The organism is Methylobacterium brachiatum, from assembly GCF_020523825.1.
GTDB lineage: Bacteria > Pseudomonadota > Alphaproteobacteria > Rhizobiales > Beijerinckiaceae > Methylobacterium > Methylobacterium brachiatum.
In genome coordinates this window covers 1-26577 of record NZ_JAJALK010000009.1, presented here as the reverse complement: position 1 = coordinate 26577, position 26577 = coordinate 1, and the positions used below count along the sequence as shown (strand labels likewise).

The window sequence follows — 26577 nt, the reverse complement described above, 5'->3', positions numbered from 1 at the left end:
CCCTCATCCTGAGGAGCTGCACAGCAGCCCCGAAGGAGCCTCCCGGCCGGCCGCGCGATCCCTGGAGGGCTCCTTCGAGGCCTCCGCTGCGCTTCGGCACCTCAGGATGAGGTCGAGGGTAGGAGGTTGCTTGCTGAACGAAATCCGGACTGATCAGGAGTGACCCCCGTGACGGATCCGATCCTGTCGGTGCGCGACCTCACCGCCGCCTTCCGCTCCGACGGGCGGTGGCGCGAGGTGGTGCACGGCGTCTCGTTCGACATCGGGCCCCGGGAGACCGTGGCGCTGGTGGGCGAATCCGGCTCGGGCAAGAGCGTCAGCGCGATGTCGATCATGCGCCTGCTGGCCCGGGACGCGAGCCGCATCGGCGGCAGCGTGCGCTTCGAGGGCCGCGAGCTGCTCGCCGCCCCCGAGGCCGAGATGCGCCGGGTCCGGGGCGATTCCATCGCCATGATCTTCCAGGAGCCGATGACCTCCCTGAACCCGGTCCTGACCGTCGGCTTCCAGATCGCCGAGGCGCTGATCCGGCACCGGGGCCTGTCGCGCGCCGCCGCCGAGGCCGAGGTAGTCCGGCTGCTCGACAAGGTCCGGATCCCGGGCGCCCGGTCGCGGATCCATCAATACCCGCACCTGTTCTCCGGCGGCATGCGCCAGCGGGTGATGATCGCCATGGCGCTGGCCTGCCGGCCCAAGCTGCTGATCGCGGACGAGCCGACCACGGCGCTCGACGTGACGATCCAGGCCCAGATCCTCGACCTGATCAAGAGCCTCCAGGACGAGGAGGGCATGTCGGTCCTGTTCATCACCCACGACATGGGCGTGGTCGCCGAGATCGCCGACCGCACGGTGGTGATGTATCGCGGCCGCGCCGTGGAGACCGGCCCCACCGCCCGGATCTTCTCCGCGCCGGAGGATCCCTACACCCGGGCCCTGCTCGCCGCCGTGCCGCGGCTCGGCGCCATGGCGGGCCGGGCCCGGCCGATGCGCTTTCCCGTGATCGACCGCGCCACCGGGGTCGCCGAGCCGACGCCCGAGACCCCCGACACCGTCCGGGCGGCCGAGCGCCCGGTCCTGGAGGTGCGCGACCTGACCACCCGGTTCGAGATCCGCTCCGGCCTGTTCGGCCGGGTGACCGGCCGGGTCCACGCGGTGGAGCGGGTCTCGTTCAGCCTCGCGGCCGGCGAGACCCTGGCGCTGGTCGGCGAATCCGGCTGCGGCAAGTCCACCACCGGCCGCTCGATCCTGCGCCTGGTCGAGCCCCTCTCCGGCTCGGTCGTGCTCGACGGCGAGGACATCGCCGGCCTCGACGCCAAGGCTCTGCGCACGCGCCGCCAGCGGATGCAGATGATTTTTCAGGACCCCTTCGCCAGCCTCGATCCGCGCATGAGCGTCGGCGCCGCGGTGGCCGAGCCCCTGCTGATCAACCGCCTCGCCACCGCTCGCGAGGCGCGGGAACGGGCCGAGGCGCTGCTGACCCGGGTGGGGCTGCCGGCCGAGGCCGCCGGACGGTTCCCGCACGAATTCTCCGGCGGCCAGCGCCAGCGGATCTGCATCGCCCGGGCGCTGGCTTTACGCCCCCGCCTGATCGTCGCCGACGAGGCGGTCTCGGCGCTCGACGTCTCGGTGAAGGCGCAGGTGGTCAACCTGATGCTCGACCTGCAGGCCGAGATGGGGCTCGCCTACCTGTTCATCTCCCACGACATGGCCGTGGTCGAGCGGGTGAGCCACCGGGTGGCGGTGATGTATCTCGGCGAGATCGTCGAGATCGGTCCGCGCGCGGCGGTGTTCGGCGACCCGCAGCATCCCTACACGAAGAAGCTGCTCGCCGCCGTCCCGGTCCCCGACCCGGCCCGCCGCCGAGACCGGCACGCCCTGCCGGACGACGAGATCCGCAGCCCGATCCGCGCGCCGGACTACGTCCCGCCCGAGCGCCTCTACCGGGAGGTCTCCCCGGGCCACGTGGTGCAGGATTGGGGGTCGGATTGGGAGGCCGCCGCCACGCGGGTCGCGGCGGCGTGAGCTCGGGCCGAGGCCTCAGCGTCGGCGCAGCGCCCGCTTCACCCGGCTGTCCGCGTGCGGGTCGGCGTAGTGCAGCAGCGCGGTGGCGCGGATCGCATCGGCGTCGCACGGCTCGTTCGTGTGCAGCGAGCGGTAGCCCCAGAAGAAATACAGGTTTCCGGGCTTGAGCGAGAGCCGGATCATGCGCCGGCTGCCCCGGCGATAGGCCACGTTCAGCAGCGCCTGCGCGAGCCGGTTGTCGACCAGCACCTTGTCGACGAGGTTGCCGAGATAGGTCCGGCGAAGGCCGCGGGTGCTGGGGAGGATGATCAGCCGTCCGGGACTGCCGCGCTCGGGCACCACGATCGGGATCAGCGCCGTCAGGACGTAGGAATCGTAGTGGAAGCGCATCGAATGCGCCCGGGCGCCGCGGCCTGAGAGGCAGCGCAGGATCTGGTAGAACCCGACCTCCGGCGCGGGCTTGCCCACCGCCCGCGCGTAGATGCCCCGGCACAGGGCCACGAAATCCGGATCCTCGGGCAGGTCGGCCAGGAACGTCCCGCCGAGACGCTCGGTCCCGGTGAATCCGACATACTCGCCGCCATTGGCCGCGATCGCATCGGCGACAAAGGCCTGCGCGCCGCGCAACTCATCCGGCGCGACGTAATCCTCGATCACGGCGTAGCCGTTCGCGTCGATCTGCGCCGCCAGCGCACCGACCAGGGTTCCGGACGGGTCTCGTCTGACGAAGTTCATGGAAGCGCCTCGATCGGACAAAACACTTCACAGTTTATTATGAGTGCAAGTTGTAGATTTACGGTGGTAAATACCACTTATGCGCGAAGGTCAAATGCAAAGAACAGGCAGGCTTGCGCTGTTCGAATGCATGCAGCGCTTGCTGACTGGGCGCATGTGCCGCGCGCCTAGCCCTCGGCCACGCAGACGGTTATCGCGGAGGCTCCGGCGTAGGGGCGGTCGGCCTTGGCGATCGCTTTGGCCGCCGTCTCGCAGACGTCCTTGGTGTTGAACTCCACCGACCCGATCGCGGAGCCGGATCCGGCCAGCATGATGATCAGACTGTAGACCAACGCATCCTCCCCGGTTCGAGGATGTCACCGACGGCCTTGAGCGCCGCCCGCGCATCCCCTACGGGCGGGGTTTCGGTCCCGCGACGAGCAGGACTAGGATGGGCTTCGGCAACCTGCTGATCGGGTTCGATTTTTGGCGGGTCAGATCGCGGAGGGAGCGGGACAATCGTCCGAATTTGCCAACACCAATAAAATCAATGACTTAGAAAAGGCCCCTGCCCTCGCGGGGTAGCAGTCAGGTGTAGCAGAGATCAACCCCGGCCGATGGGTCGACCTATGCGCGGCCTCTGTGAAACCGGTTGCACTGGTCTCTCGATTGGGCGGACCTATTGGGATTTGAACTGGCGTTCGCGACCCGTGTTCGTGGCCGGGAGGACGATGACTGCTGGCCGATAAACTGCCGTCCGCTCGCAACCGCGCGATGCTCAGACAGGGTGCCCTCAAACGGCTGCTTCCGATTCGGCCAGCACTTCGTTGGGCGATCGGAATGGCCGAACCTGGCCGAAAGCTGCTGGTCCGCTTCGGCGAAGAGGCACCGGAATAGCAGACGGGCTTCTACCGACCCAACGCAGTCGTTCGCGGGCGGCCTGGCCGAATTCAAAAGCAGACAATGGACTACAATCACATGAATTTTGCCTTGAGCCATTTCTCAAGACGGACCGCCGATGCCCTCCATCGAGGTCCCGACATGACCATGTGGCCGAGCCCCGGTACGAGTTCGGGGAGGCATCCGTAGTACAGACCGGTCCGCCAGACCTCGTCGATGGGGACGATGGCGTCGTCTGCTGCGCCGAGCACGAAGACCTTAGGCGCGAGCCAAGGAGAGGGGGCGAGCGGCGGCCACCCTTGGAGTTGCAGCTTCAGCTTCGGCGATTCAGGGCCGACGCGTAAGAGAAACCTATCGAGCTCGATGTCAGGCGTATCCGGCGTGAACAGCATCCGCCGTAACAACCCCTTGTCGGCCGGAGGACGGTGTCCTGACGACATCTCCAGCAGGACCGTGAGCATCTGCGGTGACCGAGTGGCCATGCGGAAGGCCGACGGAGCGAGGCCCCAAGGCGGGACCGAAGCCATCAAGGCCATGCCGGCGGCCCGTCCCCCACCCTGAACGAACTTCTGGACGACGGCACCGCCGAGCGAATGGCCGACCAGGACGAGGGCCCCCTCGATCCGCCCGGTCGCCTCGACCAGGTCATCGACGTAGTCGGCCAGCGTCCATTCCCGGATGTGTTCGGAGCCCCAGCTGCGTCCGTGGCCGCGCAGGCTCACCGCATGAGCATTGAACCCAACCTTCGCGAAATAGTCGAGGAAGTGGTCTTCCCACACCCAGGCGCCGACGTTGATGCCGTGGACGAAAAGCAACGATATGGATGGACGGCCAGAAATCGCAGGCCGGGATATGAGTTCGAGGTCCCCCCGTGAATAACTGGGGGAGATCGAGTTCAGCCTGCGAGCCGCCGAGGTGAAAAGCATCTTTTTAAATCGCCCCGGACAAGCGACGTTCTCCTGAAGAGCGTCCTCACCCGCCGGATGAGCGAGCGCTGTTATGACTGGTGGAGACGGATACTCCGTCGTCCACCCATTTCACACGCGCCTGCGTCAGGGGCGACGTTGGTCGTCGGACGGCTGTCTGACGAGGCGTCGTGCCTCAGCCTTGGTTCGGACCGACGTTGTCGCTCTCCTCGGGCGCGCCCCGGGCCTTGCTTATCAAGCGAGCATTGAGCGAGTCCGGCAGCAGGCCCTGGGCCACTTTCAGAAGCTTGTTGTTGGTGCCGACGATGCTCTGGGCGGCGTTCTCCTCAAGGGCATCGACGGCAGCCTTCGCGACATCTTCCGGCTGGTCGATGCCGACCGCATCCAGGAGCCCGCGACGCTCGCCGTGGCCATCGCCGTCGAGGTTGGTCTCCGTCACGCCGGGCACGATGCAGGCCACCCGGACACCGGTGTCACGATTCTCCTCACGGACCGCCTGAGACCACGAGAGCATGAACGCCTTGCTCGCGGCGTACATCGCGGTGAAGGGGACGGGATTGTAGGCCGCCGTCGAGCAGACGTTCAGGATGCCGCCATGACCCCGCTCGACCATCGGCGGAAGGAAGCGGAGGGACAGGTCTATGACCGCCCGGATCATCAGGTCGACGGTCAGGAGCGAGATGTCCGTTTCCATGTCTTTGGCGAAGAGCTGCTTACGCGCTATCCCCGCGTCGTTCACCAGCAGGTCGACCTGCCAGCCCCAAGCCTCGACCTGCCGTTGAATCTCCGCCGGCGCGTCGTGCTTCGACAGATCGATGCTGATCTCCCGCACGTCGATGCCCGGGGCCGACTGCCTGAGTTCGGACGCGGCCTTGGCGAGCTTCTCCTCGCCGCGGGCGACGACCACCATTTTCCTGATCCCGCGTGCGGCGAGCTCGAATGCGATTGCGCGACCGATGCCTGAACTGGCGCCCGTGACGAGAGCAGTCGAGCGGGCATAGTCGATGTCTTGCAGTTTCATGTGCTTCCTCGGTTGTAATATTTGCTAATGGTCGGGATGATCCCAGTAGTCATGACGCCGGCGGAAGTTGCATCTCCTTCCTGAGAGCCTTGTCGAAGGCGCTGGCTGGAACGAACCGACGCAGCAAGCTGACCTGCCGGGCCTTGGGTCCCGCGGCGTAGCGGCGCCTGGGTGCCACCGCCGTGGCGGCCTTCACGATCACCTTCGCCACGACCTCCGGTTCGTCGGCCGTCTTCATGACCTCGCTCCAGAACCTGCCTCGTCCGGCACGGTCCGCCGCGTAGATGTCGAGGGACTTGTCCGGCTGGACCAGGTTCTGGTCGAAGGCGGTTTTCGTGAAGGCAGGCTCGACGAGCACGACCCGGATGCCCTGGCCACGGACCTCGTGGTCGAGGGACTCCGAGTAGCCCTCGACCGCGTGCTTGCTGGCGCCGTACAGCGCCATGAACGGGGCCGGTATGAAGCCCTGCACCGAGCTGACGTTGACGATCCGGCCACCCTTCTGGGCGCGCATCAGGGGGAGGACCGCCTGGGTCGTCCGGATCACGCCGAACAGGTTCACGTCGAACATGGCCTGGGCCTGCGCGACCGAGGTCTCCTCGGCCGGGCCGCTGATGCCGAAGCCGGCGTTGTTCACGAGAAGGTCGACGCGACCGGTCTCTCCGAAGACCGTCTCGACCATGTCGGCCACGGACGCCTCGTCGGTGACGTCGCAAACGAGCATCCTGGTCCCGCCGCCCATGTCCGGGGCGGCCTTCCGGCTGGTCCCGAACACCCGGTAGCCCGCAGCCGCCAGGGCTTGCGCGGTCGACAGCCCGATGCCGGAGGCGGCGCCCGTGACGATTGCGGTCTTGATGCTTCCCTGGGCCACGTTGTCCTCCCGTTGAGGCGGCGGGCCGACCGCCGCCCGCGCTAATAGATTAAGTTCATAATCTTTATTATCAAGGCTCGGCGGGCGAAGTTTTCGCCCTGCCGCGACCTTCGAAGCTACTGAGCCGGCGCCATGCCCCTCGGTCGTCACAGGCATTTCTGATCCGGCGTCAGGCGGTGGAAAGCTCGCCTCGCCGAGTGAAGGCCAGGCCGCACAGAAGCGCCAGCAGCACGAGCGCCGGAGCCGCCATGACGGCCGGATCACCGGTACGGAGGTGACTGACGGCACCGGCGGCCATCATGGCGGCCAGGAACAGCGCCCCGTAGGCGACGTAGCGCCGGACCCAGAGCGAGGCCGCTCCGAGTAATTGGGCGATGCCCACGGCGTACATGAACCAGTTTGCGTAGCCGAAGCGTTCGAAGTTCGAGACCTCGAACTCCACCGCCGCGAGCTTCATTCCGCCCGCGACAATGAAGACCGTCGAGAGCAGGAGACGGAGCGCTCGGTCGCCAAGACGTCGCCAATCGAACGTAGCAGGCATCGATGATGTCTCCGCAAGGCAGGGCGTTCAGGGTTTCGACGCAGGCGCGAGAGGCAGCGGACCGAATGATGGTTCACCGATGGCAGCGCGAGGGATCATGCTGCCCGTCGCGAATGCGGCCGCGTTGACGAGACCCATCACGACGAACCCGGCCGACATCGCGAGGAAGATGCCGCTCAACCCGAAGCCGAGCGCCGAGGCGGTCCATGCCCCGCCGAGAGCCACCACCATCCGGAGCAGGCTGGCGGCGACCGGCCAGCCGACACGCCCTGCGCCCTGGGCGGCGAAGTAGAGGGCCAGGCCGGCGCCGAAGAACCCGTAGAACGGACCCACGGCACGCAGGTAGAGGGAGCCCGTGGCGAGCATTGCCGGGTCCTCACCGAACAAGCCGAGCCAAGCCACCGGATGCAGGGCCGCCGCGATCCCGATGCCCTCCGTCAGTACGCCCGCGATGGCCGCACCGGTCATGGCGGCCCGACGCGCGCGGGCGTGGTCGCCGGCCCCCAGCGCCGTGCCGACGATGGCCGCGATGGGCGAGCCGAGACCGAACACGAGGGGCACCAGCAGGTATTCGAGCCGTGCGCCTGTCCCGTAGCCAGCCACGGCGGCAGGCCCGGCCGCCCCGACGAAGGCGGTGGCGGCGATAACCGTGACGTTGGAGGTCACGCTGGCGATGCCCGAGAGCACCCCGATGCGCAGGATCTCCCGCGACGGGGCCCAGGTCAGTCTCGGCAGGCGCCGGCTCGGACGCAGCACGCCGCGGCCTGACCACAGGTAGTATGCGAACACCGCCGTGCCGACCGCGTAGTAGACGGCGAACGCGACGCCCCCACCCCTAATGCCGAGCGCGGGAAAAGGCCCCCAGCCGAAGATCAGCGCGGGCGAGAGTGGGACGAGCACCAGAGCCTCGACGCAGGTGACCAAGGCCGGAAGCCCCATATTGCCGGTGCCACGGATCACCGCCGACAGGGCGTTGAACAACCAGATCAGGACCGCGCAGCCGAGGACGATGCCCGCATAGGTGGTCGCAGCATGGAGCGAACCACCTTCCCCGCCCATGAACGCGTAGAGGGTTGGCCCGAACGGGATCGCGACGAGGCTCGTCGCAATCCCGAGCACTAGGCCGATCGCCGTCGCGTGCCAGGCCAGAAGTCCGGCGTCCGCCTGCCGGCCGGCACCGAGGGTTCGCGAGACCACCGACTGGATCGCGCCGCCCATGCCGCCGGCGGAGAGCATCTGGACCAGCATCACCACCGGGAAGACGAGGGCCATCCCGGCCAGTGCGTCGGTGCCAAGCGTCGACACGAAGTACGTCTCGATCAGCCCGACTGAAGTCTGGACCACCATCACTGTGACGTTGGGTGCGGCCATCCGAGCCAGGGTCGGTACAAGAGGCGCTTCCAACAGGCGGCGTGTGCGTGTGTCCATGGTGGAACTCTCGCGAGATCATGAACCGCAAGCCCAGGCGCGCAGAACGACGGTTTGGCGCCGTCTGGCGCATCGGCTCAGGCCGCCTCGATGGCCAGCGCGATGCCCTGGCCGCCGCCGATGCACAGCGTGACCATCCCGCGCCGGAGGCCATCCCGGCGCAATGAGTGGAGCAGGCGGGTCGTCAGGACCGCGCCGGTCGCGCCGATGGGGTGGCCGTGGGCGATGGCCCCGCCCTCGACGTTGACGATATCCTCGGGCAGGCCGAGCTCCTTCGCGACGGCGAGCGGCACGACCGCGAACGCCTCGTTGATCTCGACCCGGTCGAGGTCTCCGAGCGACCAGCCGGTCCGTTCCAGCGCCTGCCGAACCGCCGGGACAGGTCCGAGACCGAACAGGCCCGGCTCGCAGGCGCCGACGCCGTAGGCGACGAGGCGGCCGAAGGCGTCGAGGCCGTTGGCCTCGGCGAAACCCTTCTCGGCCACGATCATCGCCGCCGCGCCCGAATTGAGGCCCGGCGCATTGCCGGCCGTGATCGTCCCGTCCTTGCGGAAGGCCGCCTTCAGCTTGGCCAGCGTCTCGACGCTCGTCTCGGGACGCGGCGCCTCGTCCCGCGCGAAGGTCTCGGAGCCCTTGCGGCCCTTGACCTCAATGGGCGCGATCTCGGCTTCGAACGCGCCCGCCGCTTGCGCCCTTGCGAACCGAGCCTGAGAGCGGGCCGCCCACGCATCCTGTGCCTCACGGCCAATCTGGGACCGGCTTGCCAAGTCCTCGGTGTGCCAGCCTGAATGCTCGCCCGAGAATGCATCGACGAGGCCGTCATTGAGCATACTGTCGAGGATTTGGGCGTGACCCATCCGATGGCCCCAGCGCCCGCCCTCCATCAGGTACGGCGCCCGGTCCATGTTCTCCATTCCGCCAGCGACCGCGACGTCGTGATGGCCAAGCCAGATCTCGTCGGCCGCTGTCGCGATGGCCTGCGCGCCCGAGCCGCACACGCGGTTGACGGTCAGCGCCGGCACATTGACCGGCACGCCGCCGTTCACTGCAGCCTGCCGGGCCGGGTTCATGCGGTTGCCAGCCTGCACGACGTTGCCCATCGTCACGCTGCAGAGCCGGCCCGCGTCGAGGCCGGCTCGGCGCAGGGTTTCCCGGATAGCCACCGCACCGAGTTCGGTCGCGGCGACATCCTTGAGGCTACCGCCATAGGCGCCTATCGCTGTGCGGACAGGATGGCAGAGAACGATCTGGCGTGACGTCATCGGTGGAATTCGCTCGCATGGACTGTGGGCGTCAAAGCTTCTGCTCGGTCAGCCGGCCGACCCCTGTTTCACGGCGCCGGGGAGATCGAACACGAGACAGGTCGTACTCGCGGTCGCGACGAGGCGGCCGGCCTCGTCGCTAAGACGGCCTTCGGCCACGGCTTGCTGCCGCCCGGAGTGGATGACCTGTCCAGAAGCGGTCAGCAGACCGGACCTCCCGGTCGCCGCGCGCATGAAATTCATCTTGAACTCAAGCGTCGTGTAGCCGCGCCCGAACGGCAACGTGGAATGCACGGCACACCCCATGACGCTATCGAGGAGCGTGGCGAGGGACCCGCCATGGACGGACCCCAGCGGGTTGAAGAGATACTCTCCGGCCTGCATGCGCATGCAGGCCGTACCCGGATCGACCGAGACGAACTCGATGCCGAGCAGCTGGGTCGCAGGAGGCGGCGGAATCTCCCCCGCCAGCAGCGCGCGTAGGAAGTCGATGCCCGCAAGATCCTGTCCTGCCGCGGCGATGGTGCGTGGATCGGCCCACTCGACCGTTCTGCGCCGTGAAGGCGCATGAGTTTCCGGAGGCACTTCGTCGATCATCGCTGGACCTTCACGGTGAACTATCGAACGTCAGGCATGAAGCTTTGCGCCCGACGCAGCCCCGTTAGACGGAGACAGTCGGGCGACGCGCTATGGCGCGTCCATGGAGCGGAGATGGAAGCTCGGCGCCTCGCTGCCGGCCTCGACCGGCTTGGACATCAGGCCCAACTGCCCCTCGGCCACCCAGATCTTGTCACCTGCGACCGTCACGCCGGTCGGCCCGGCGAACTGGTGGATAGGCTCGATCTTCGCGGCGTTGCCGGAGACCGTGACGCGGCTCAGCGCACCGCTGCCCTCGACCATGAGGAACCCGTCCTTGAAGGTCCGCAGCCCGTCCGGGAACTTCAGCGGCCTCGTCGTCTCAAGTTGCGTGACTTCACCGGCGACACCCTGGTTCATGGCGATGCGGAACAGCTCGCCGCCCATGAAGGTGTTGACGTAGAGGTTGCCGTCGCCGCCGATGGCGATGCCGTCTAGCCCCTTGGCGAGCACCGGGTTCTCGACGAACACCTCGAATTCCTTGGCACCGGGTTTGAGCCGCAGGATCTGGGGGGCGAAGGTGTTTGTGACGTAGAGCGAGCCGTCGCCGCCGAGGGCCATGTCATTCGCAAGCGCCTTGGCACCCGGCAGCCTGACACTCGTCTTCATGACGCCCGTCCCGACGTCGAAGGCCTTGATCCACGCCCCTTCCGTGTCCGTTGGCCCCTTAACTCCGAGGGCCGTCGCGTCGTTCGAGGCGACCCAGAGCACCCCGCGCTTGGGATCCGCCAGCAAACCGAAGGTGGACCGGGTGCCGTTCTCGCCCGGCTTCAGGAACTGCGACGTGACGGCGCCGTCCGCGGCGACCTTGAGCACGCCACCATCCGCGATGCTGCTCACGAAGAGGGTGCGGTTCGCGTCTGAGGTCACGCTCTCCGGGAAGCGACAGCCGTCCGGCAACCGCACGGCCGTCGTTCCACCGGCGGCGAAGACGGGTCCGTTCAAGGACATGATGGCGAGCGACAGTCCCACCGCCGCCGGAAAACGTAAGCCGCGACTCGCCAAGCGAGGTGGGTTCTTCATCGCGCACTCCTCCGCATAGGTCAGGCGCGCCGGCCAGCCATGCCCATCGGTTTCGGCCAAGAATCGACGCTGTAAAATTATGGTCGTAATCTATTAAAGCGTCCGGTACGGGTCAACCGGGATTCGTCTCAGAAGACGCAGGGCGTCGAAGAATGCTAGCGAGGAATGGTTCAGCCGGTGATGGTGGCGCGCGCAGTCGCGAGCAGTTCGTCGGCCAAGGCCTCGTCGTCGACACCGCGCGCAAGCACCACCGCACCGACCATGGTCGACAACGCGATCAAGGAGCGCTGCCTGCGCCGCTCCTTCGAAGACTTGGGAAGTCGGTCCGCGATGAGGCCGGCGAGCCCCTTGACCGCATGGGTGAACCGGGATCGCAGCGCGCTCCCTGGCGGCTCGCGCCCGATATCGTTCACCAGTGCCGCGACGGGACAGCCCCTGCCCGGTGTGCGCACGTGGCCGAGGGACAGGTAGTTCTCGATGAAGGTTTCCAGGTCCGCCCTGTACTCGTTGCCGATGGCGGCGTCGAACGCCTCGGCCGCGAGGGCATCCTTGTTGGCGAACTGGCCGTAGAAGCCGCCATGGGTCAGGCCGGCGGCCGCCATGATGTCCACGACGCCGATGCCGTTCAGACCGCGCTCCCGAAACAAGGAGGATGCGACCTCCACGACACGCTGGCGGTTGAGCTTGGCTTGCTCCTGCGAAACCCGCGGCATCCTACCGTCCTTCGATGAAACTGAACTCAATATAGATGCGAGCAGTCATGTATTGAAGTCCCTGGTGAGTTTGGACGTGCTGCGCCGTCCGATCCTCCCCAGGCTTCCGGAAGAGGCTGTCGACCGACCTGCGCGAGGGGGCGAAGCGCAGGTCGGCCGATGCACCGCGCGCTCGGAGGATTAGCGCGCGATCTCGGGACGTCCCGTCGGCGGGACGTCGTTGATGGTCATTCGTGCTTCAGCCCTTGGCCGGCATCGGCATCGTTTCGTCTCGGGCGGCGCCCTGCGCCTCTCGCGGCTCCCGCTTCACCCGGAACCACAGGGCATACAGCGCGGGCAGGAAGAGGAGCGTCAGGATCGTGCCGACCCCGACGCCGCCGATGAGGACGTAGGCAAGCGCCCCCCAGAACACCGAGTGGGTAAGCGGGATGAAGGCGAGCATCGCGGCGGCCGCCGTCAGGATCACCGGACGGGCACGCCGCACAGTCGACTCGACGATGGCGTCGTAGTCTCCCAGGCCCGCCGCCTGGTCGTGGTGGATTTGGTCCACCAGGATCAGCGTGTTGCGCATCAGGATACCTGAGAGCGCGATGAGGCCGAGGATCGCGTTGAACCCGAAAGGCTGGTGGAAGAGCAACAGCGTCGGCGCGGCCCCGACGAGGCCGAGCGGCGCTGTGGCGAGCACCATGAACATGGTGGCGAACGAGCGCACCTGGAGCATGATGACCGTCAGCGTCACGATCAGCATCAGCGGGAACACCGCTGCCAGCGACATCTGCGCCTTCGCGCTCTCCTCGACCGAGCCGGCCGTGTCGATGCGGTAGCCCGGCGGCAGCTTCGCCTTGATCGGGTCCAGCAGGGGGAGGACCTGGAAGTGGACGTCCGGCGGCTGCTTTCCGTCGAGTACGTCGCCCTGCACGCGGATGTATGTCTCGCGGTTGTAGCGCTTGAGCACCGCGTCCTCGTAGCGGGTTTCCAGGCGGGCGACCTGGGAGACCGGCACCTGCCGACCGTCTTTCGTCGCCAGCGTCAGGTCGCCGATGTCGCCCAGCGAGCGGCGCTCCGGACCGGGGCTGCGCAGGAGCACGTCTACCGAGCGCAGGTTCTCGCGCACCTGGGTCGCCGGCGTGCCGTTGAGGTAGTTCTGCAATTGCTGGCCGGCCTCCTTGGGGGTCAGGCCAATCAGGCGCAGGCGCTCCTGGTCCAGCGTCAGGTGCAGGGTCGGCGTCTTGTCGCCCCAGTCGAGGTGGACCATCCGCATGTTCGGGTTGGTCGCCATCGCTCCGGCAACCTCGGCCGCGATGCGGCGGATGACGTCGAGGTCGGGGCCGACCACGCGGAAGGCGACGGGGAAGCGCACCGGCGGCCCGAACACGATCTGCAGGACGCGCACCCGCGCCTCGGGGAAGCGCCCCTCCTCGACAAGCTGGCGGACCTTGACCCGCAGCGCGTCACGGGCCTGGGCGTCGGCGGTCTGGACGACGATCTGCGCGAAGGCGGGGTCCGGAAGCTCCGGATCGAAGGACAGGACGAAGCGTGGCATGCCCTGGCCGATGTAGCTCGTGATCTCCTTGGCCTCCGGCAGGTCGCGTACCGCCGCCTCGACCTTCTTCACGCTGGCCTCGGTGGTTGCGAAGGCCGAGCCTGCCGGCAGGGTCACCTCGACGATGAGTTCGGGTCGTTCCGAGTTCGGGAAGAACTGCTGCTCGACCTTGCCCATGGCCACCACGGCCCCCGCGAAGAGCGCCAGGGTGATGCCCGCCGCCATCCACTTGTGGTCGACCGAGAGCCGTACGACCCGCCGCAGGCGCTCGTAGTTCTTCGTGGCGTAGATGGCGTCGTGGCCGCCCTCGACCTTCTTGATGTCGGGCAGGAGCTTGACGCCGAGATAGGGCGTGAAGGTCACGGCCACGATCCACGAGATGAGCAGCGAGAAGGTCACCACCCAGAAGATGTTGCCGGCATACTCGCCCGCCGTGGAGGCGGCGAAGCCGACCGGCAGGAAGCCCGCGATGGTGACGATGGTGCCGGTGAGCATCGGCGCGGCGGTCGAGCTCCACGCGTAGGTCGCCGCCTCGATGCGGTCGTAGCCCTCCTCCATGCGCACCACCATCATCTCAATGGCGATGATCGCGTCGTCGACGAGGAGGCCGAGCGAGATGATGAGGGCGCCGAGCGTGATGCGGTCGAAGTCGCGACCGGTGAGCATCATCACCACGAACACGGCCGAGAGGGTGAGCGGGACCGCGAGCGCGACCACGATGCCGACCCGGAAGCCCAGCGCCACGAGACTCACGAAGATCACCACGCCCAGCGCGGTGAAGAACTTCACCATGAACTCGTGGATCGCGTCGTCGATAACCTTGGCTTGGTCGGTGATTTTCGTGAAGGTGATGCCCAGCGGCGTCTCGTGGTGGATCGCCACCTCTTCGGCGTTCAACGCCTCGCCGAGGGCGAGCCCGTTGAAACCGGGCTTCATCACGAGGCCGAGCATCAGGGCCTGCTCGCCGTCGTTGCGGATCTCGAAGGTCTTCGGGTCTTCGTAGCCGCGCTTCACCTGCGCGATGTCGCCGAGCTTGAGGCTGCGGTCGCCGGCCGCCACCGGCAGGTCGCGGATGGCGTCGAGGTTGTCGATGGCGCCGTCGAGCCGCAGGTACACGCGCGGACCATCGGCCTCGACGAAGCCGGCCGGGGTCACGTCGTTCTGGTTGGCCAAGGCCGCCAGGAGTTGCTGACCGTTGATGCCGAGCGTCGCGAGGCGCTGGTAGGAGACCTCCACGAAGATCTTCTGGGCCTGTTCGCCGAGGATGTTGATCTTCTCGACACCGGGTACGCGCAGCAGCCGCTGGCGCATGTCCTCCGCCCGGAGCACCAACTGCCGGTGCGGAAGGCCCTTGGCCTGCACGGCGTAGAGGGCGAAATAGATGTCCGAGAACTCGTCGTTGAACAGCGGCCCCATCACGCCACGCGGCAGGCTGGAGGCCTGGTCGGAGAGCTTCTTGCGGGCTTGGTAGAACTCCGACTGCAGCTTGGCAGGCGGCATCTGGTCCTTGAAGATGACCTTGGTCACCATCAGCCCGGGGCGGACGGTCGTCTCGGCCCGGTCGTAGTAGACGAGTTCCTGCAGCCGCTTCTCCAACGGGTCGGCGACCTGGCGCTGCATCTCCTCGGCGGTCGCTCCCGGCCACGCGGCCGAGACCGTCATGACCTTGACGGTGAAGGCCGGGTCCTCGGCGCGTCCGAGCTTCTCGAAGGCGAAGAAGCCGGCGCCGACGAGGGCGATCAGGAGGAACAGGGTGACGGCGCGCTCGCGCACCGCCAGGGCCGAAAGGTTGAAGTGGGACGCGTTCACTGCACGGCTCCCGTCATGCTGGAGGGCGCGAGGCGGACCTTCTGGTCGGGCTTTAGGAGATGGGCGCCGAGCGCCACGATCCGGTCCCCGGGGTTGAGGCCGCCGACGACGTCAGCGCGTTCCTCGCCCATGCGCGCGACCTTCACGGCCTGTGGCTTCACGGTTTCGGTGGCGGCGTCGTAGCGCCAGACCGATGCGCCGGTCCCCTGGTTGAAGAGGGCTGCGAGAGGCACCTCGACCATGGCGGCGCGAGCCGCCTCCCGGGACTTGAGTTGCAGGGTCACGGTTGCGCCCAGCGGGGCATCCTCGCCGCCGCCGGAAAGGATGTAGCGGGCGCGATAGGTCCGCGTGGCCGGGTCGGCGATGGCTGACAGTTCGCGCAGTCGGGCCGGGAAGGTCGCCTCGCCCTCGGCGTAGAGCGTCGCCGTTGCCACGCCCTTGGCCAGGGACCGGCTCGCCTCCGGCAGGAAGATCTCGGCCTCGCGCGCGCCGTCCCGTGCCAGCTTCACCACGGTCTGGCCGGCGGCGACCACCTCTCCGGGATAGGAGGGCACGTCCATGACGACGCCGTCGGCGTCGGCCTTGAGCTCGGAATAGCCGGCCTGGTTCTCGATCTGGCTCGCCTGCGCCTCGGCGTTGGCGAACTGGGCGATGGCGGCGTCGGCCGCGCCCTTGTTCTGGTCGTAGGTCTGCTTCGAGGTCCAGCCGTCGCCCACGAGCTTGCGGCTGCGCTCCTCGTCGGCCTTGGCCTTGATCATCTGGGCGCGCGCAGCCTCGACGGAGGACCGGGCGGCGTTGAGGGCCAGGGTGAAGTCGGTGCGGTCGAGGCGCATCAGGGGCTGGCCGAGGCGCACGTGGTCGCCAGGATCGACAAGACGCTCAAAGATCTTGCCGCCGACCCGGAAGCCGAGGTTGCTCTCGGTCCGGGCTCGGATGACCCCCGTATAGCGAGAGACCCCACTCACGCCCGGAGCGACCTCGGTGATCTGCACCAACGGAGGCTCCGGCGTCACGGCTGTCTCGGCCGGCGAACAAGCCGAGACAGCCGTGACGGCCACCCCTGCCAAACCGATCACCCACCTCGCACCCATAGCCAGTTCCCCCACGGCCAAATCGACGATTTGAAATTAAGACCATCATCTATTATGGTCGTCATCTATCGTCAATGGCCTTCGTTCTCACGGTCGGGGATGTCGCGGAGTCCGAGGTTCACACCTCATACGGCGCGGCTAGCGAGGTCCGGACCGGGGGGGATGTCTGCGAAGCTTATGGTGTTGCCGATGTCAGCTCCGATACCCCGACCGTCGCGGCGCACGGTTGTCATGTCCTCCCTGGTCGGCTGGACGTCAGGCATGCTCGCCCAGGGTGCTTCGGTCGAAAGTTCCCAGGCCTCGGAACGCGTTGTCGACGGTCCGAGCCGACCGCCGGACGGACGCAAGATCACGGTCGAGCGACGCGGTCAGGTCTGCCTGATCGGCCTCAACAGGCCCGATGTTTACAACCGGGTCGATCCCGAGGCGTTCAGCGCCTTGGCACGGGCATACGCCGCGTACGATGCCGACGACGACCTTCGCGCCGCGGTGCTGTTCGGACACGGCGAGAACTTCACGCGCGGCATCGATGTCGATGCCTTCGCCTCGGTCCTGAGGACGGGTACGGCGCGCGCTCCCGATGCCGATGGCATCGATCCGTTGGGACGGCGTGCCCTTCTAAGCAAGCCGCTCGTCGCGGTCGTGCACGGCGATACCTGGAACATGGGCCACGAACTCTTCCTCGTGGCCGACATCCGCATCGCGTCCGCCGAGACGCGCTTCGCCCAGGACGAGAACACGCATGGCCGCTTCCCAGGAGGAGGTTCGACGGTTCGATTTCCGAGGGAGGCCGGTTGGGGCAACGCGATGCGGTACATGCTGACCGGCGACCATTGGGGGGCCGAGGAGGCTCGACGTATGGGGCTGGTACAGGAGATCGCCCCGAATCCACGTGCCGCCTTGGAAAAGGGGCTGGGCATGGCGGTCAGGATTGCCCGCTGTGGTCCGCTTGGGATCAAAGCTACCCTGGCCTCCGCCCGCAATGCGATCGACCAGTGGGAAGGAAGGGCCTTCTCCAACCTCGGGGAGCAGTATCGCGCTCTTTATGGCACCGAGGACTTTCTCGAAGGCCGAAAGGCCGAAGCTGAGGGGCGGCCGCCCATCTACCATGGCCGCTAAGCTCTCTTGCCTTGTGAGCGAGACTGCTTGGCTCGTTTCCGCCGCGGTCATGCTTTGGGGTAGATGTTCCGATCACGGCGAAATCCTGCCGTTGGCTGTATGTCTGCATTTTTGCATTCGACGCCGGAAAGCAGATATTCGGAAATCCACCCTGAGCGGCACTCCCGCTTGCGACCCAACCCGGTCTTGTCAGTCGCATCAAACGCTTCTGAAAAGCGGACACGGTCGAGGTAGGCTACCGCTCGGTTCCGTCCTGCTCTGCCCTAGGTGGGCTGGAAAGGGAGGCCGACCAAGTGGAGCAGGACAGCAACGAAGGTGACGGGCAGCCTCCGGCCCCAGGGAGGAAGTCCATTTCCAAACCTCTCGACCTCCTGAACTTCCTGCTGATCGACGTGAATGGGGCGATCAAGCCATACCTCAACGTCTACCTCTACGTGCACCGGGGCTGGGACGACGCCTCGGTCGGTCTGGTCAGCACGATATCGGGTATCGTCGGCATCGTGGCGCAGACGCCGATCGGCACCGCCATCGACGCGGTGCGCGACAAGCGCGTGATCCTGCTCGGCGCCCTGGTCGCGCTCTCGCTGACCACGCTCCTCGTCGCGCTCTTCCCGCAGTTCTGGCCCGTCCTCGCGGCCTCCTGCGTGCTGGCCGCCGTCGGGGGCATGCTGAGCCCGGCCATCGCCACGCTCACGCTCGGCCTGTTCCCGGCCGAGAGGCTCGCCCGGCGCTTCGGCCGCAACGCCGCGCTGGAGCGGACCGGGAACGTCGCCATCGCCGTCCTGATCGGGCTCGTCGGCTGGCTGTTCCCGGACCGGGCGGTCTTCCTCTTGGTCCCGGCCTGCGCCATCGTCTCGGCCGCGTCGCTCTATTCGATCCCACGGGGTGCCATCGATGCGCGTCGAGCCCGCGGCGGCGGCGAGGGCGACGGGGAGCAAGCCCCGGCCGGGTGGCGGACCCTGCTGACCTGCCGGCCACTCATGATCTTCGCGGCCTGCGTAGGGCTTTTCCATTTCGCCAACGCGCCGCTGCTGACCCTCGTCGCGCAGGAGATCGGGCAGGCGCGCCCTGATTGGTCGTCGGTCATCGTCTCCGTCTGCATCGTCGGTGCGCAGGCGGTGATGGTGCCGATGGGGCTCATCGTCGGCCGCCGGGCCGAGCGCTGGGGCCGCAAGCCCTTGCTCGTGATCGGCTTCGCCGCGCTGCCCTTGCGGGCCTTGCTCTACCTAGTCTGGCGCGACCCGTACTGGCTCATCGCGGTCCAGTGCCTCGACGGCGTCGGCGCCGGTCTGCTCAGTGCGGTGAAGCCCCTGGTGATGGCCGACATCACCCGCGGGACCGGTCGCTACAACGCCGCCCATGGCCTGATCGGGACTGTGCAGGGCGCGGGCGCTTCGCTGTCGTTCGTTATCGCCGGAACCTTGGTTCACCAGGCGGGGTTCGATGCCGCGTATTTCGCGTGCGCCGCCGTGGCAGCGGTCGCGCTGGCGGTGCTCGTGACGCTAATGCCGGAGACCGCCTCCGGGAGGCATCGGAGTGACCCGGCGGCGTGGTTGCGAACGGTGCTACCCGGCAAGGCGTGAGGAGGGGCCGTGACAAACCGGATTTCTGCCATGGGTTGCCAGCGGTTCATCGCGCCGCTGGCCGTGCTCCTGTCCCTTGCCCTGCCTGCCACCGCCGGGACGCTGCACAGCACCTACATCGACCCGGCGGCAATGGCGCTACAGCGCGTGCTGTCGCCCCCGCCAGAAGCCAATTCGGAAGCGGCCAAGGCGGACATGCAGGCCGTGGAAGCAGCCGTCCGAACCCGCACACCCGACGACGAGCGCCGCATCACCGCGAACCTGCCGTGCGCCCTCGACCGCTTCGGCGGGGTTCTCGGTCCGGCCTTCACCGCGGCGGCGATGCCGATCACCGCGGCGCTGATCGAGCGCGTGTTCCAGGATGGAGAACTCGCCGTGCTGGCGGCCAAGACAGCCATCGCCCGACCGCGCCCCTACACGCTCAAGTCGGATCTTGCCACGTTCGGGCATCGTTCCGACAGCACGTCCTACCCGAGCGGCCACGCCACGTTCGGGTATCTCGCAGCCACGGTGCTGGCGCGTCTCGTGCCCGAGAAGCGCCAGGCACTGTTTGCGTTCGCTGCCTCGTACGGGGAGAACCGCGTGATCGCCGGCACCCATTTCCCGACCGACCTGGAAGCCGGGAGGATCGCTGCGGCCGTCATCGCCGAGGCGCTGTTCCACGACCCTCGCTTCGAACGTGATCTCGACCAAGCAGACGCAGAAATCGCGGCCCAGGAGAGCGCCTCCGGTCGTTGAGGTGAAGATTGCTTCAGGCTGGATCACGAAGGCGGGAGGCGGGTTGCGAGGCGGGCCCACGTATCTACCTGCGATTTTAGGCAACCCTAGGCGCCCACGCGCCGGTCGTTGCCGCATCCACCAACCCCGGAGACAGACCGCTCGACACCCGAGCCCTGAACGACAGGAGACCGGACCATGCACTACGTCACCAAGGAAAAGGCGGCCGACGGGCACTTCATGGTCAAGGTCGCCGGTCGTCCTGTCACCGAGACCTGCGAGAAGCGGCAGGCCAAGAAGCTCGTCCGTGCGATCCGCAGCTTGCGGCGCCTGAAGAAGGCCAAGAAGCAGGCTGGAGGCTGGCAGCGGTAGTGAGCGTCCGGTGTGTGGTCCGGGGGAGCGGCTCGCTCAGACGAGCCGCATCTCGCTTGGCTTGAGGCCGAGGCTCCGGGTGAGGTCTCGTGAGAACGTCCCAACGACCTCGGTCTCGATGCCGTCCACAGTAAGTCCAGCCACTTGCGCGAGCGCGGCCTCGGCCGAGGTTGCGACCACGGCGTAGACGCGGGTCGCTTCGCGCTTCTGGCGCACGGCGATCAAGTACGCCGTGCGCTTTCCCTTCTTGCCGCCGCTGATCTCCGCGGCGGCGGATTACCCAACCTTGCTCATCAGTCCTTGTCGGGCTTCTCTTTGGTGATGGCACCCGTCTTGGGATCGACGTGGAACTCCATCTTCACGCCGTTCTTCATGCCTTCGCCTTCCCAGTGGCCGTCATCGGCCTCCAGTTCGGTGATGCTGGAATAGCCCGCATCCATCAGCTTCTGCTTCACCTGCTCGGCGGGCATCCAGTCGGCGCCGGGCTTGTCGCTCTTGGCGATGGCCGGGCCGGCGATCCCCAAGGCCGCGGCCAAGGCGATTAAGGCAAGGTTCCGGGATTTCATTAGCCGCCTCCATAATTGCCGTGCCGGTCAACGGGGCATGCAGATATCGGTTGCGTGTCTCGACAAAAGAGAAGGCTATAGGTGGCCCTCGACATTCTCGACGCTGGCGACACCGGGATGCGCTCGGAGACCCTCTGCGATCTCCGCCACCGACTGACGTGACAGTCGCGCGAACGAAACCAGGATCTCGTCCTGTCCTGGATCGGCAGCCCGCTGAACGACGAACTGGCGAATGCGGGATGCTCTCTGGCCGGCGATCGTCTGCAAGGTATCGAACGTGACCTTTCCCGGCTCGGCCAACACGCGAAGCGGCCGGACGCGCAGCCGGTTGTGGTAGCGATCCTGAAGGGGCTTCAAACCGGCGAGGATCGCCAGGAGGATAATGGTCGTGGCGATGCCGGCGACGTAAAGGCCGCTGCCGACTGCGAGGCCGATGGCCGCCACCGCCCACAGACTCGCTGCTGTGGTGAGCCCTTTGACGACCTCACCTCGGAGCAGGATCGTTCCTGCCCCGAGAAAGCCGACACCCGAGACGACCTGCGCCGCAATGCGTGAGGGGTCCAGGACGACATTGTGGGCACCCAGCACGTCGCTGAAGCCGAAGGCTGAGACAATGACGATGAGGCATGCGCCCACGCCGACCAGCATGTGCGTTCGAAGTCCGGCAGCCCAGAGCAAGCGTTCTCGCTCGACCCCGATCAGGCCGCTCAGAACAGCGGCGAGCATCAGACGGCTTAAAATTTCAAGATTGCCGAGCATGCTCTCCATCGTCCGACCCACCGAATGATTTTCGAGAGTCGCCGCGATGAGGCGAACGGGTCAAGGCGAGAGAGCGCGGTGCGCTTGGATGAATCTGATCTGCGCCTGTCACGGGTCGGAAGCGGGAGTAGATACGACGTCCGCTTCCGACCCCAGACTACTCGAAAGCGGAACGGCGGATATCCACCCATCTGAGACGTCCGCGCGGCTCCCTCACAACGGCCGATGCTGGCCGAAACCGGCCCATCCGCTTCCAGCGTTTAAAACGAAGAAGCAGACCTTTGTTACGGCCTAGGCCCTCGTCTGAATGTGCCTCGTTGCGGACCTTCCACCCTGCGGCTTCCGATGTCCGAAGGCGAAGTCAGCTCAGAAGGCGAAGCGGCCCTAAAAGCGGCGGCCATGACATCAGCATGTCATGGCCCATTCCTTACGTATGACTTTGAACTGAGATCGGCGCAGTCGGACGATTCATCGGGGCGGCTAAGGCACGCAGAATGGCGTCGAGCCCATCGGTGAGTGCAGCCGGCCCAGGCTGGAGGATGAGCGGCGATTTTATCTCGACGATCCGTCCCTCCGCGACCGCCGGCATCGACGACCAGCCGGGCCGCGACGCGATGCGGGACGGCACTACCTTCTTCCCGCACCAAGACGCCAGGATGACTTCCGGCCGTGAGGCCAACACCGCCTCCGGCGTGACGATGCGGTCCTTGGCGGCCGGCTGCCGGGCGAGTTCGGGGAATACGTCGTCGCCGCCCGCGATGCGCACGAGCTCGGATACCCATCCGATGCTGGAGATCAGCGGCTCGTCCCATTCCTCGAAGTACACACGGGGCCGCGGGCGTCCGTGCGATTGTCCGGCGACCGTCACCAGCCGTTCCTCGTAGCCGCGGGCCAGCGCCTCCGCCCGGTCCCTTGCGTCCACGAGGGCGCCCACCGTCCGGATCATGGCGAGGATGCCGGCCACGTCCCGCTGGTTGAAGAGGTGGACCGCGACCCCGGCCCGGGCGAGGTCGGCGACGATGCCGGCCTGCAAGTCCGAGAAGGCCAGGACCAAGTCCGGCGCGAGTGCCAGGATCTTGGGGATGTCGGCGTTGGTGAAGGCCGACACCCGGGGCTTCTCGCGACGGACCTGGGGCGGGCGGACGGCGTAGCCGGACACGCCGACGATCCGGTCCTGCTCTCCCAGCAGGTACAGGGTCTCGACCGTTTCCTCGGTCAGGCAGACGATCCGTTCAGGCGGGAAGCGGCATGCCCATCCATAGCGCAAGCGACCGCCCGATGTCCGCGGTAGGCCCGGGCATGGCAGTCGTACGAGGAAGACGCCACCCAGCCATTGGCCTCGGGCCCTCAACTCGAAGCCGTAACGCGTAGCGCATGGCGTGACCCGTTACGCGTTACCCTCGGAGTCGCGCGACGCAACGTTCCAGGGCGCCTGCTGCCGGCGGGGCGCTCCCAGACGGGCCGGGGCGCGAATGACGCGGGGCCAACGAGTGTCGCCAACGTCCGATGACGCATAGGGTCGTCCCCGAAACCCCCTCGTGCGCCACCACCGACACGCGACCCGGTCGAGCCGAGCGAAATCAATCCCGCCCGCAAGGGCGATCCTTGAATAAAAGGTCTGGAACGATGCTCTCCCAAGCGGCCGTCCTCCTGACAGCCCTCCTGTTCGGGGGAATGGTCCTGTACTCGTTCGGCTTCGCCTCGTTCCTCTTCAGCGCCCTGCCTGCCGAAGCCGCAGGCCCGCTACTGCGGCGCGCCTTCCCGCACTTCTACGCCTTCGTCATAGGGTGCGCCCTCGCCGGCGCGGCGCTGACGGCCAATCTCGATGGGACCTCCGCCCTCATCCTCGGGCTCATCGCCTTCACGGCCCTCCTGGCGCGGCAGGTTCTCATGCCGGCCATCAACGCGGCGAGCGATGTAGGCAATCGCAGGCGCTTCGGCGTGCTTCATACCGGGTCGGTCCTGGTCACCCTGGCCCACATCGTCGGATCGTCCGCGGTGATCCTCAGGCTTTCCGCATAGGCGTGAAAGCCGATGCGCTCTCGGGAGGTGCGTCGCGGGATAGGCAAGGTCCCAGCGTCCCGCAGGCACTTTACGCGTCCGCATGTCTGGTCGAGAGCAGCGCATCTACCAAGCCCGTACGGTCTGACCCCCGAAGATGCGCGACAAGGGCAGGTCGAGGAAGACGTAGGGGTTGCGGCTTGGCGGCTTGCCGGCCGCGTCCCGACAAACCGGTCGGGTATCTCCGAGGACACCGCCACGTCGCCGGGCTCGGGCGTCGCCGCCCGCGAACGGTAGGCGTCCTGCGTCATCATCCGCAGGGACCGGGCCCACGGCCAGGCGTTGCCCACGTATATCGTCAGGCCGGAGCCCCCATGCTGAACCCCCTCTATGCCGCCTTCCTGCTTACCGTGGAGGCGCAGAAGGTCATCGAGTTGCGGCTGGTGCGGATCGCCTGGGGCGGCGCCGAGGGCCAGGCTGAGATGGTCTCGATGGTCGGCGAGAAGGTGGTCGCCGCGATGGAGGCCGCCAACACCCTGATGGCGGGGGGAAGTCAGAGCGACGTCATCGCCCGCTACAGGGAACTCGTCGCCGACAACACCCACCGCCTGATGGCCTGAGACGGCCCTCCCGAGGGGCGCGGGATCACGTGGGGCAGGCCACACCCCTCAAGCGCACGCCGACCTCATGGCCAGCCGTCTGTCTGCGGTTCCGCGGGCGGGGTGTCGTCCTTTGGAGGCGGTGGCAAATGGGGAGGCGGGACGCGTCCCGGGCTCGGCGGCGTCGGCAGCCCAAGGTCCTCGGTCGGTTCGGGTGCCTCGTCGGTACGGTCCTTCTCGTCGGACATGTCTGATCCCCAGCCCTAGTTGACCTCGTGAACGAGGAGGCCGTCGAGGTTATGACCATCGCGCGCAAACTGATCTACGCCGCATCGAACGGCGACAACTGGTTCCTGTGCGTCGGCAAGAACCCGACGGACGTGTTCGTCCTCCATGAGCCGAACGGTCCCTCAGGCGGGAGACCGTCCCGCGTCGAACTCTCGACTTTCCTCTCCTCCGAGGCGGACAGCCCGGAGCGGCTCGCGCTGCTTGGCGTGATCGGCTCACTCGTCGCGGCCTCCAGCGCCACCGTGCCGGCGTCCCCGTCCGGGCCTGAACCCGGTGCCGCCGGGGCCGAACCGACACCAGGGGAAATGGTCTCGTCGACCTGAAGGCGACGCACCTAGTGGACGCATCGGGCTCTAGTCGACGCTCGCAGGATGCTCCCATACGCAAAGAGGCGCCCGACAGTCCGTCGGACGCCTCTGTCGTTAGACGTTATGGCGAAGCCTGCGACCCGCCGTTCGAAGTGATGTTTCAGTATCCGTAGCCGTAAGCGGGGTATCCGTAGCCATAAGCTGGAGCGTATCCGTAAGCCGGAGCATAGCCGTAGCCGCCGTAATATCCGACCGGGCGGCCATAGCCGTAACCGTAGCCACCGTACGAGTTCGCGACGATGGCACCTGCGGCGAGGCCGGCGATCCCGAGGCCGATGGCTGCGCCGGGGCCGATGCCGCGGCGATAGCCATAACCGCGATAGCCGTAACCGCGTCCGTAGCCGCCGTAGCCGCCGCGGAAGCCCACGCCGCGATATCCGCCGCCATAACCGTATCCGCCATGGCCGTAACCGTAGCCACCGCCGTAGCCCCAGCCGCGGGCCTCTGCGGGTGCCGATGCCAAGAGCCCGAGGCCAAGCAAAGCCGTGGAAGCGAGTGCGATCTTACGCATCCGAAATCTCATGTCGCATGGGAATGGCACCTCAACAGCTCGGGGCGTGCGCCGTTCCAAGGCTATGTGCGCCATGGCACGGTGGGGTGCCCGTCCGATGGCAGATGGCCGCAGCATCGCCGACCAGGATCTCCAGCAAGCAACCATGATGCCTGGGCGGGAGCATCACCCCTCTTCGGCGGCGACTGCGCCGTCCCCGGGGAAACGAGGTCACCATCTGGCCGGTCAGGCTGCGAACGGGGGATCCCGCCTATCCAGGACATGGCTGTCCCGAAGAGCAGCCAAGGCCTCGTCGGCGGCGCGTTGCCCGCTGTCGTGGGCACCGTGGGCGGTCGTGAAGTCGAAGGGATGCGTCGCCTCGCCAGCGAAGAACAGCCGGTTCTCGAAAGGCTGCGCCAAGCGCGAACGCGCCTGCGAGCGACCAGGAAGCGCGCAGCTATACGCGCCGCCTATGGACGCGATCCGGCTCCACGAGGTCGCCGCGAGCGGCCGGATCGCCGACGCCACGTCGCTGCCGAACAGGGCGGCCAACTGCGCCGTCACGAAGGCGAAGCCGTCGGCCGGGCCCTCCTCCTCCAGGATGCGCGCGCCCTCGCCACCGAGGAAGGCCTCGATCACCGGCCAGCCGTTGGGTCGTATGGAATAGGCCGCCGACCTCGGGTCCTCCAGGTTGCCGTAGGCATGCGAGTCCGGCCCGAACGCGGTGTCGCGCTCGATCTCCAGAAAGATCTTCTCGTTGCGCCCGAGGGGAAGGGCGGCGGCCGCTTCTCGCCAAGGGTCGATGCCGCGGGGAAGGCGGATCGCGTCGCCGGCCAGGACCGCGGTCGAGACCGTAAGAACGGCGGCCTTGGCGCGGATGGTACCCGCGCGGGTGGTCACCTCGACGCCGTCCCCAGTCAGGTCGATGCGTTCGGCTGGCGTGGCCAGCCGGACCGTCGCCGAGGACGGCAAGCTGGCGGCGACCAAGGTGCCGTAGCCGAGCGGCAAGTGCCAGTTCTTACCGGTCGAGGCGTCGTCGTAGGCCAGGTAGTCGGTCGCTGAGATGTCCTCGGGCGCGACGCCGCTCATGAAGCCCGCGATGGCCCGCACGTAGCCATTCCAGGCACCGCCCTGTTCCAGGGTGTCAAACAGCGTTGAACATTGACCCTGGATCGGCGTCGAATTTTGACCCCCTGGATGGGTATGGCGGGACGCCCC

General features: G+C 67.2%; 27 protein-coding genes. 8 read left to right on the top strand and 19 right to left on the bottom strand.

What is annotated here, in order from left to right:
* Window positions 1-168: 168 nt before the first annotated feature.
* Window positions 169-2019 carry an ABC transporter ATP-binding protein gene (locus tag LGR69_RS19425; RefSeq protein ID WP_230367039.1) on the top strand — a complete coding sequence of 617 codons (1851 nt, stop codon included), beginning with the start codon at window positions 169-171 and terminating at the stop codon, window positions 2017-2019.
* 15 nt (window positions 2020-2034) lie between these two features.
* Here LGR69_RS19425 and LGR69_RS19420 read toward each other — a convergent pair whose 3' ends face one another.
* From LGR69_RS19420 to LGR69_RS19360, 13 genes are all read right to left on the bottom strand, one after another.
* Window positions 2035-2754, bottom strand: a complete 720-nt coding sequence (locus tag LGR69_RS19420) for a phytanoyl-CoA dioxygenase family protein (RefSeq protein ID WP_230367038.1) — start codon at window positions 2752-2754, stop codon at window positions 2035-2037.
* A gap of 167 nt (window positions 2755-2921) precedes the next feature.
* Entirely contained in the window at window positions 2922-3086 is a 165-nt protein-coding gene (locus LGR69_RS19415) for a hypothetical protein (RefSeq protein WP_007569403.1), read from the bottom strand.
* A 621-nt stretch (window positions 3087-3707) separates the two neighbouring features.
* Window positions 3708-4559 carry an alpha/beta hydrolase gene (locus LGR69_RS19410; protein ID WP_091861433.1) on the bottom strand — a complete coding sequence of 284 codons (852 nt, stop codon included), beginning with the start codon at window positions 4557-4559 and terminating at the stop codon, window positions 3708-3710.
* 175 nt (window positions 4560-4734) lie between these two features.
* On the bottom strand, window positions 4735-5580 hold the full coding sequence (locus tag LGR69_RS19405; protein WP_230367037.1) for an SDR family NAD(P)-dependent oxidoreductase: 846 nt from the start codon (window positions 5578-5580) through the stop codon (window positions 4735-4737).
* A 49-nt stretch (window positions 5581-5629) separates the two neighbouring features.
* Complete coding sequence (locus LGR69_RS19400; protein WP_091861439.1) at window positions 5630-6451, bottom strand: oxidoreductase; 822 nt, start codon at window positions 6449-6451, stop codon at window positions 5630-5632.
* A 169-nt stretch (window positions 6452-6620) separates the two neighbouring features.
* Entirely contained in the window at window positions 6621-6992 is a 372-nt protein-coding gene (locus LGR69_RS19395) for a DoxX family protein (RefSeq protein WP_091861442.1), read from the bottom strand.
* 27 nt (window positions 6993-7019) lie between these two features.
* Complete coding sequence (locus tag LGR69_RS19390) at window positions 7020-8420, bottom strand: MATE family efflux transporter (protein WP_230367036.1); 1401 nt, start codon at window positions 8418-8420, stop codon at window positions 7020-7022.
* Window positions 8421-8497: 77 nt separating this feature from the next.
* The gene (locus LGR69_RS19385; protein WP_091861448.1) at window positions 8498-9682 is read right to left on the bottom strand and encodes a thiolase family protein; all 1185 of its coding nucleotides are present in this window, start codon (window positions 9680-9682) and stop codon (window positions 8498-8500) included.
* 48 nt (window positions 9683-9730) lie between these two features.
* Window positions 9731-10279 carry a PaaI family thioesterase gene (locus tag LGR69_RS19380; protein ID WP_230367035.1) on the bottom strand — a complete coding sequence of 183 codons (549 nt, stop codon included), beginning with the start codon at window positions 10277-10279 and terminating at the stop codon, window positions 9731-9733.
* 90 nt (window positions 10280-10369) lie between these two features.
* Window positions 10370-11401 carry a Vgb family protein gene (locus LGR69_RS19375; RefSeq protein ID WP_230367034.1) on the bottom strand — a complete coding sequence of 344 codons (1032 nt, stop codon included), beginning with the start codon at window positions 11399-11401 and terminating at the stop codon, window positions 10370-10372.
* A 110-nt stretch (window positions 11402-11511) separates the two neighbouring features.
* Window positions 11512-12054 (bottom strand): TetR family transcriptional regulator, encoded by a 543-nt coding sequence (locus LGR69_RS19370; protein ID WP_091861454.1) that lies wholly within the window; start codon window positions 12052-12054, stop codon window positions 11512-11514.
* Between the two features lie 238 nt (window positions 12055-12292).
* Window positions 12293-15406: an efflux RND transporter permease subunit gene (locus tag LGR69_RS19365; protein WP_230367033.1), complete on the bottom strand. Its 3114-nt coding sequence runs from the start codon at window positions 15404-15406 to the stop codon at window positions 12293-12295.
* Window positions 15403-16497 (bottom strand): efflux RND transporter periplasmic adaptor subunit, encoded by a 1095-nt coding sequence (locus LGR69_RS19360; protein WP_230367032.1) that lies wholly within the window; start codon window positions 16495-16497, stop codon window positions 15403-15405. Before LGR69_RS19360 ends, LGR69_RS19365 begins: the two co-directional genes overlap by 4 nt.
* Before the next feature lie 231 nt (window positions 16498-16728).
* On the opposite strand from LGR69_RS19360, the gene LGR69_RS19355 reads away from it, so the two are divergent.
* From LGR69_RS19355 to LGR69_RS19340, 4 genes are all read left to right on the top strand, one after another.
* Window positions 16729-17616 carry a crotonase/enoyl-CoA hydratase family protein gene (locus tag LGR69_RS19355; RefSeq protein ID WP_230367031.1) on the top strand — a complete coding sequence of 296 codons (888 nt, stop codon included), beginning with the start codon at window positions 16729-16731 and terminating at the stop codon, window positions 17614-17616.
* Between the two features lie 293 nt (window positions 17617-17909).
* The gene (locus tag LGR69_RS19350; RefSeq protein WP_230367030.1) at window positions 17910-19199 is read left to right on the top strand and encodes an MFS transporter; all 1290 of its coding nucleotides are present in this window, start codon (window positions 17910-17912) and stop codon (window positions 19197-19199) included.
* A 9-nt stretch (window positions 19200-19208) separates the two neighbouring features.
* Window positions 19209-19937, top strand: a complete 729-nt coding sequence (locus LGR69_RS19345) for a phosphatase PAP2 family protein (RefSeq protein WP_230367029.1) — start codon at window positions 19209-19211, stop codon at window positions 19935-19937.
* Window positions 19938-20114: 177 nt separating this feature from the next.
* Entirely contained in the window at window positions 20115-20288 is a 174-nt protein-coding gene (locus LGR69_RS19340; RefSeq protein WP_230367028.1) for a hypothetical protein, read from the top strand.
* A 36-nt stretch (window positions 20289-20324) separates the two neighbouring features.
* Here the strand turns inward: LGR69_RS19340 and LGR69_RS19335 are convergent, their stop codons facing one another.
* From LGR69_RS19335 to LGR69_RS19320, 4 genes are all read right to left on the bottom strand, one after another.
* Window positions 20325-20504, bottom strand: coding sequence for a hypothetical protein (locus LGR69_RS19335; protein ID WP_230367182.1), 180 nt, complete (start codon window positions 20502-20504; stop codon window positions 20325-20327).
* 77 nt (window positions 20505-20581) lie between these two features.
* A complete protein-coding gene (locus LGR69_RS19330) occupies window positions 20582-20854 on the bottom strand; it encodes a PepSY domain-containing protein (protein WP_230367027.1) in 273 nt (90 codons plus the stop codon).
* 75 nt (window positions 20855-20929) lie between these two features.
* Window positions 20930-21613: an MgtC/SapB family protein gene (locus tag LGR69_RS19325; RefSeq protein ID WP_230367026.1), complete on the bottom strand. Its 684-nt coding sequence runs from the start codon at window positions 21611-21613 to the stop codon at window positions 20930-20932.
* Between the two features lie 427 nt (window positions 21614-22040).
* A complete protein-coding gene (locus LGR69_RS19320) occupies window positions 22041-22880 on the bottom strand; it encodes a cobalamin-binding protein (protein ID WP_007558238.1) in 840 nt (279 codons plus the stop codon).
* A gap of 359 nt (window positions 22881-23239) precedes the next feature.
* Between LGR69_RS19320 and LGR69_RS19315 the strand changes: the two genes are divergently transcribed.
* From LGR69_RS19315 to LGR69_RS19305, 3 genes are all read left to right on the top strand, one after another.
* Entirely contained in the window at window positions 23240-23635 is a 396-nt protein-coding gene (locus tag LGR69_RS19315; RefSeq protein WP_007558240.1) for a DUF4149 domain-containing protein, read from the top strand.
* A 353-nt stretch (window positions 23636-23988) separates the two neighbouring features.
* Window positions 23989-24234 (top strand): hypothetical protein, encoded by a 246-nt coding sequence (locus LGR69_RS19310; protein WP_007558241.1) that lies wholly within the window; start codon window positions 23989-23991, stop codon window positions 24232-24234.
* 278 nt (window positions 24235-24512) lie between these two features.
* Window positions 24513-24824: a hypothetical protein gene (locus LGR69_RS19305; protein WP_007558242.1), complete on the top strand. Its 312-nt coding sequence runs from the start codon at window positions 24513-24515 to the stop codon at window positions 24822-24824.
* Window positions 24825-24969: 145 nt separating this feature from the next.
* Here the strand turns inward: LGR69_RS19305 and LGR69_RS19300 are convergent, their stop codons facing one another.
* Window positions 24970-25380 carry a hypothetical protein gene (locus LGR69_RS19300; protein WP_007558243.1) on the bottom strand — a complete coding sequence of 137 codons (411 nt, stop codon included), beginning with the start codon at window positions 25378-25380 and terminating at the stop codon, window positions 24970-24972.
* Between the two features lie 225 nt (window positions 25381-25605).
* Window positions 25606-26577 (bottom strand): flavin monoamine oxidase family protein (locus LGR69_RS19295; protein ID WP_230367025.1); only part of this gene is annotated, 972 nt, incomplete at its 5' end.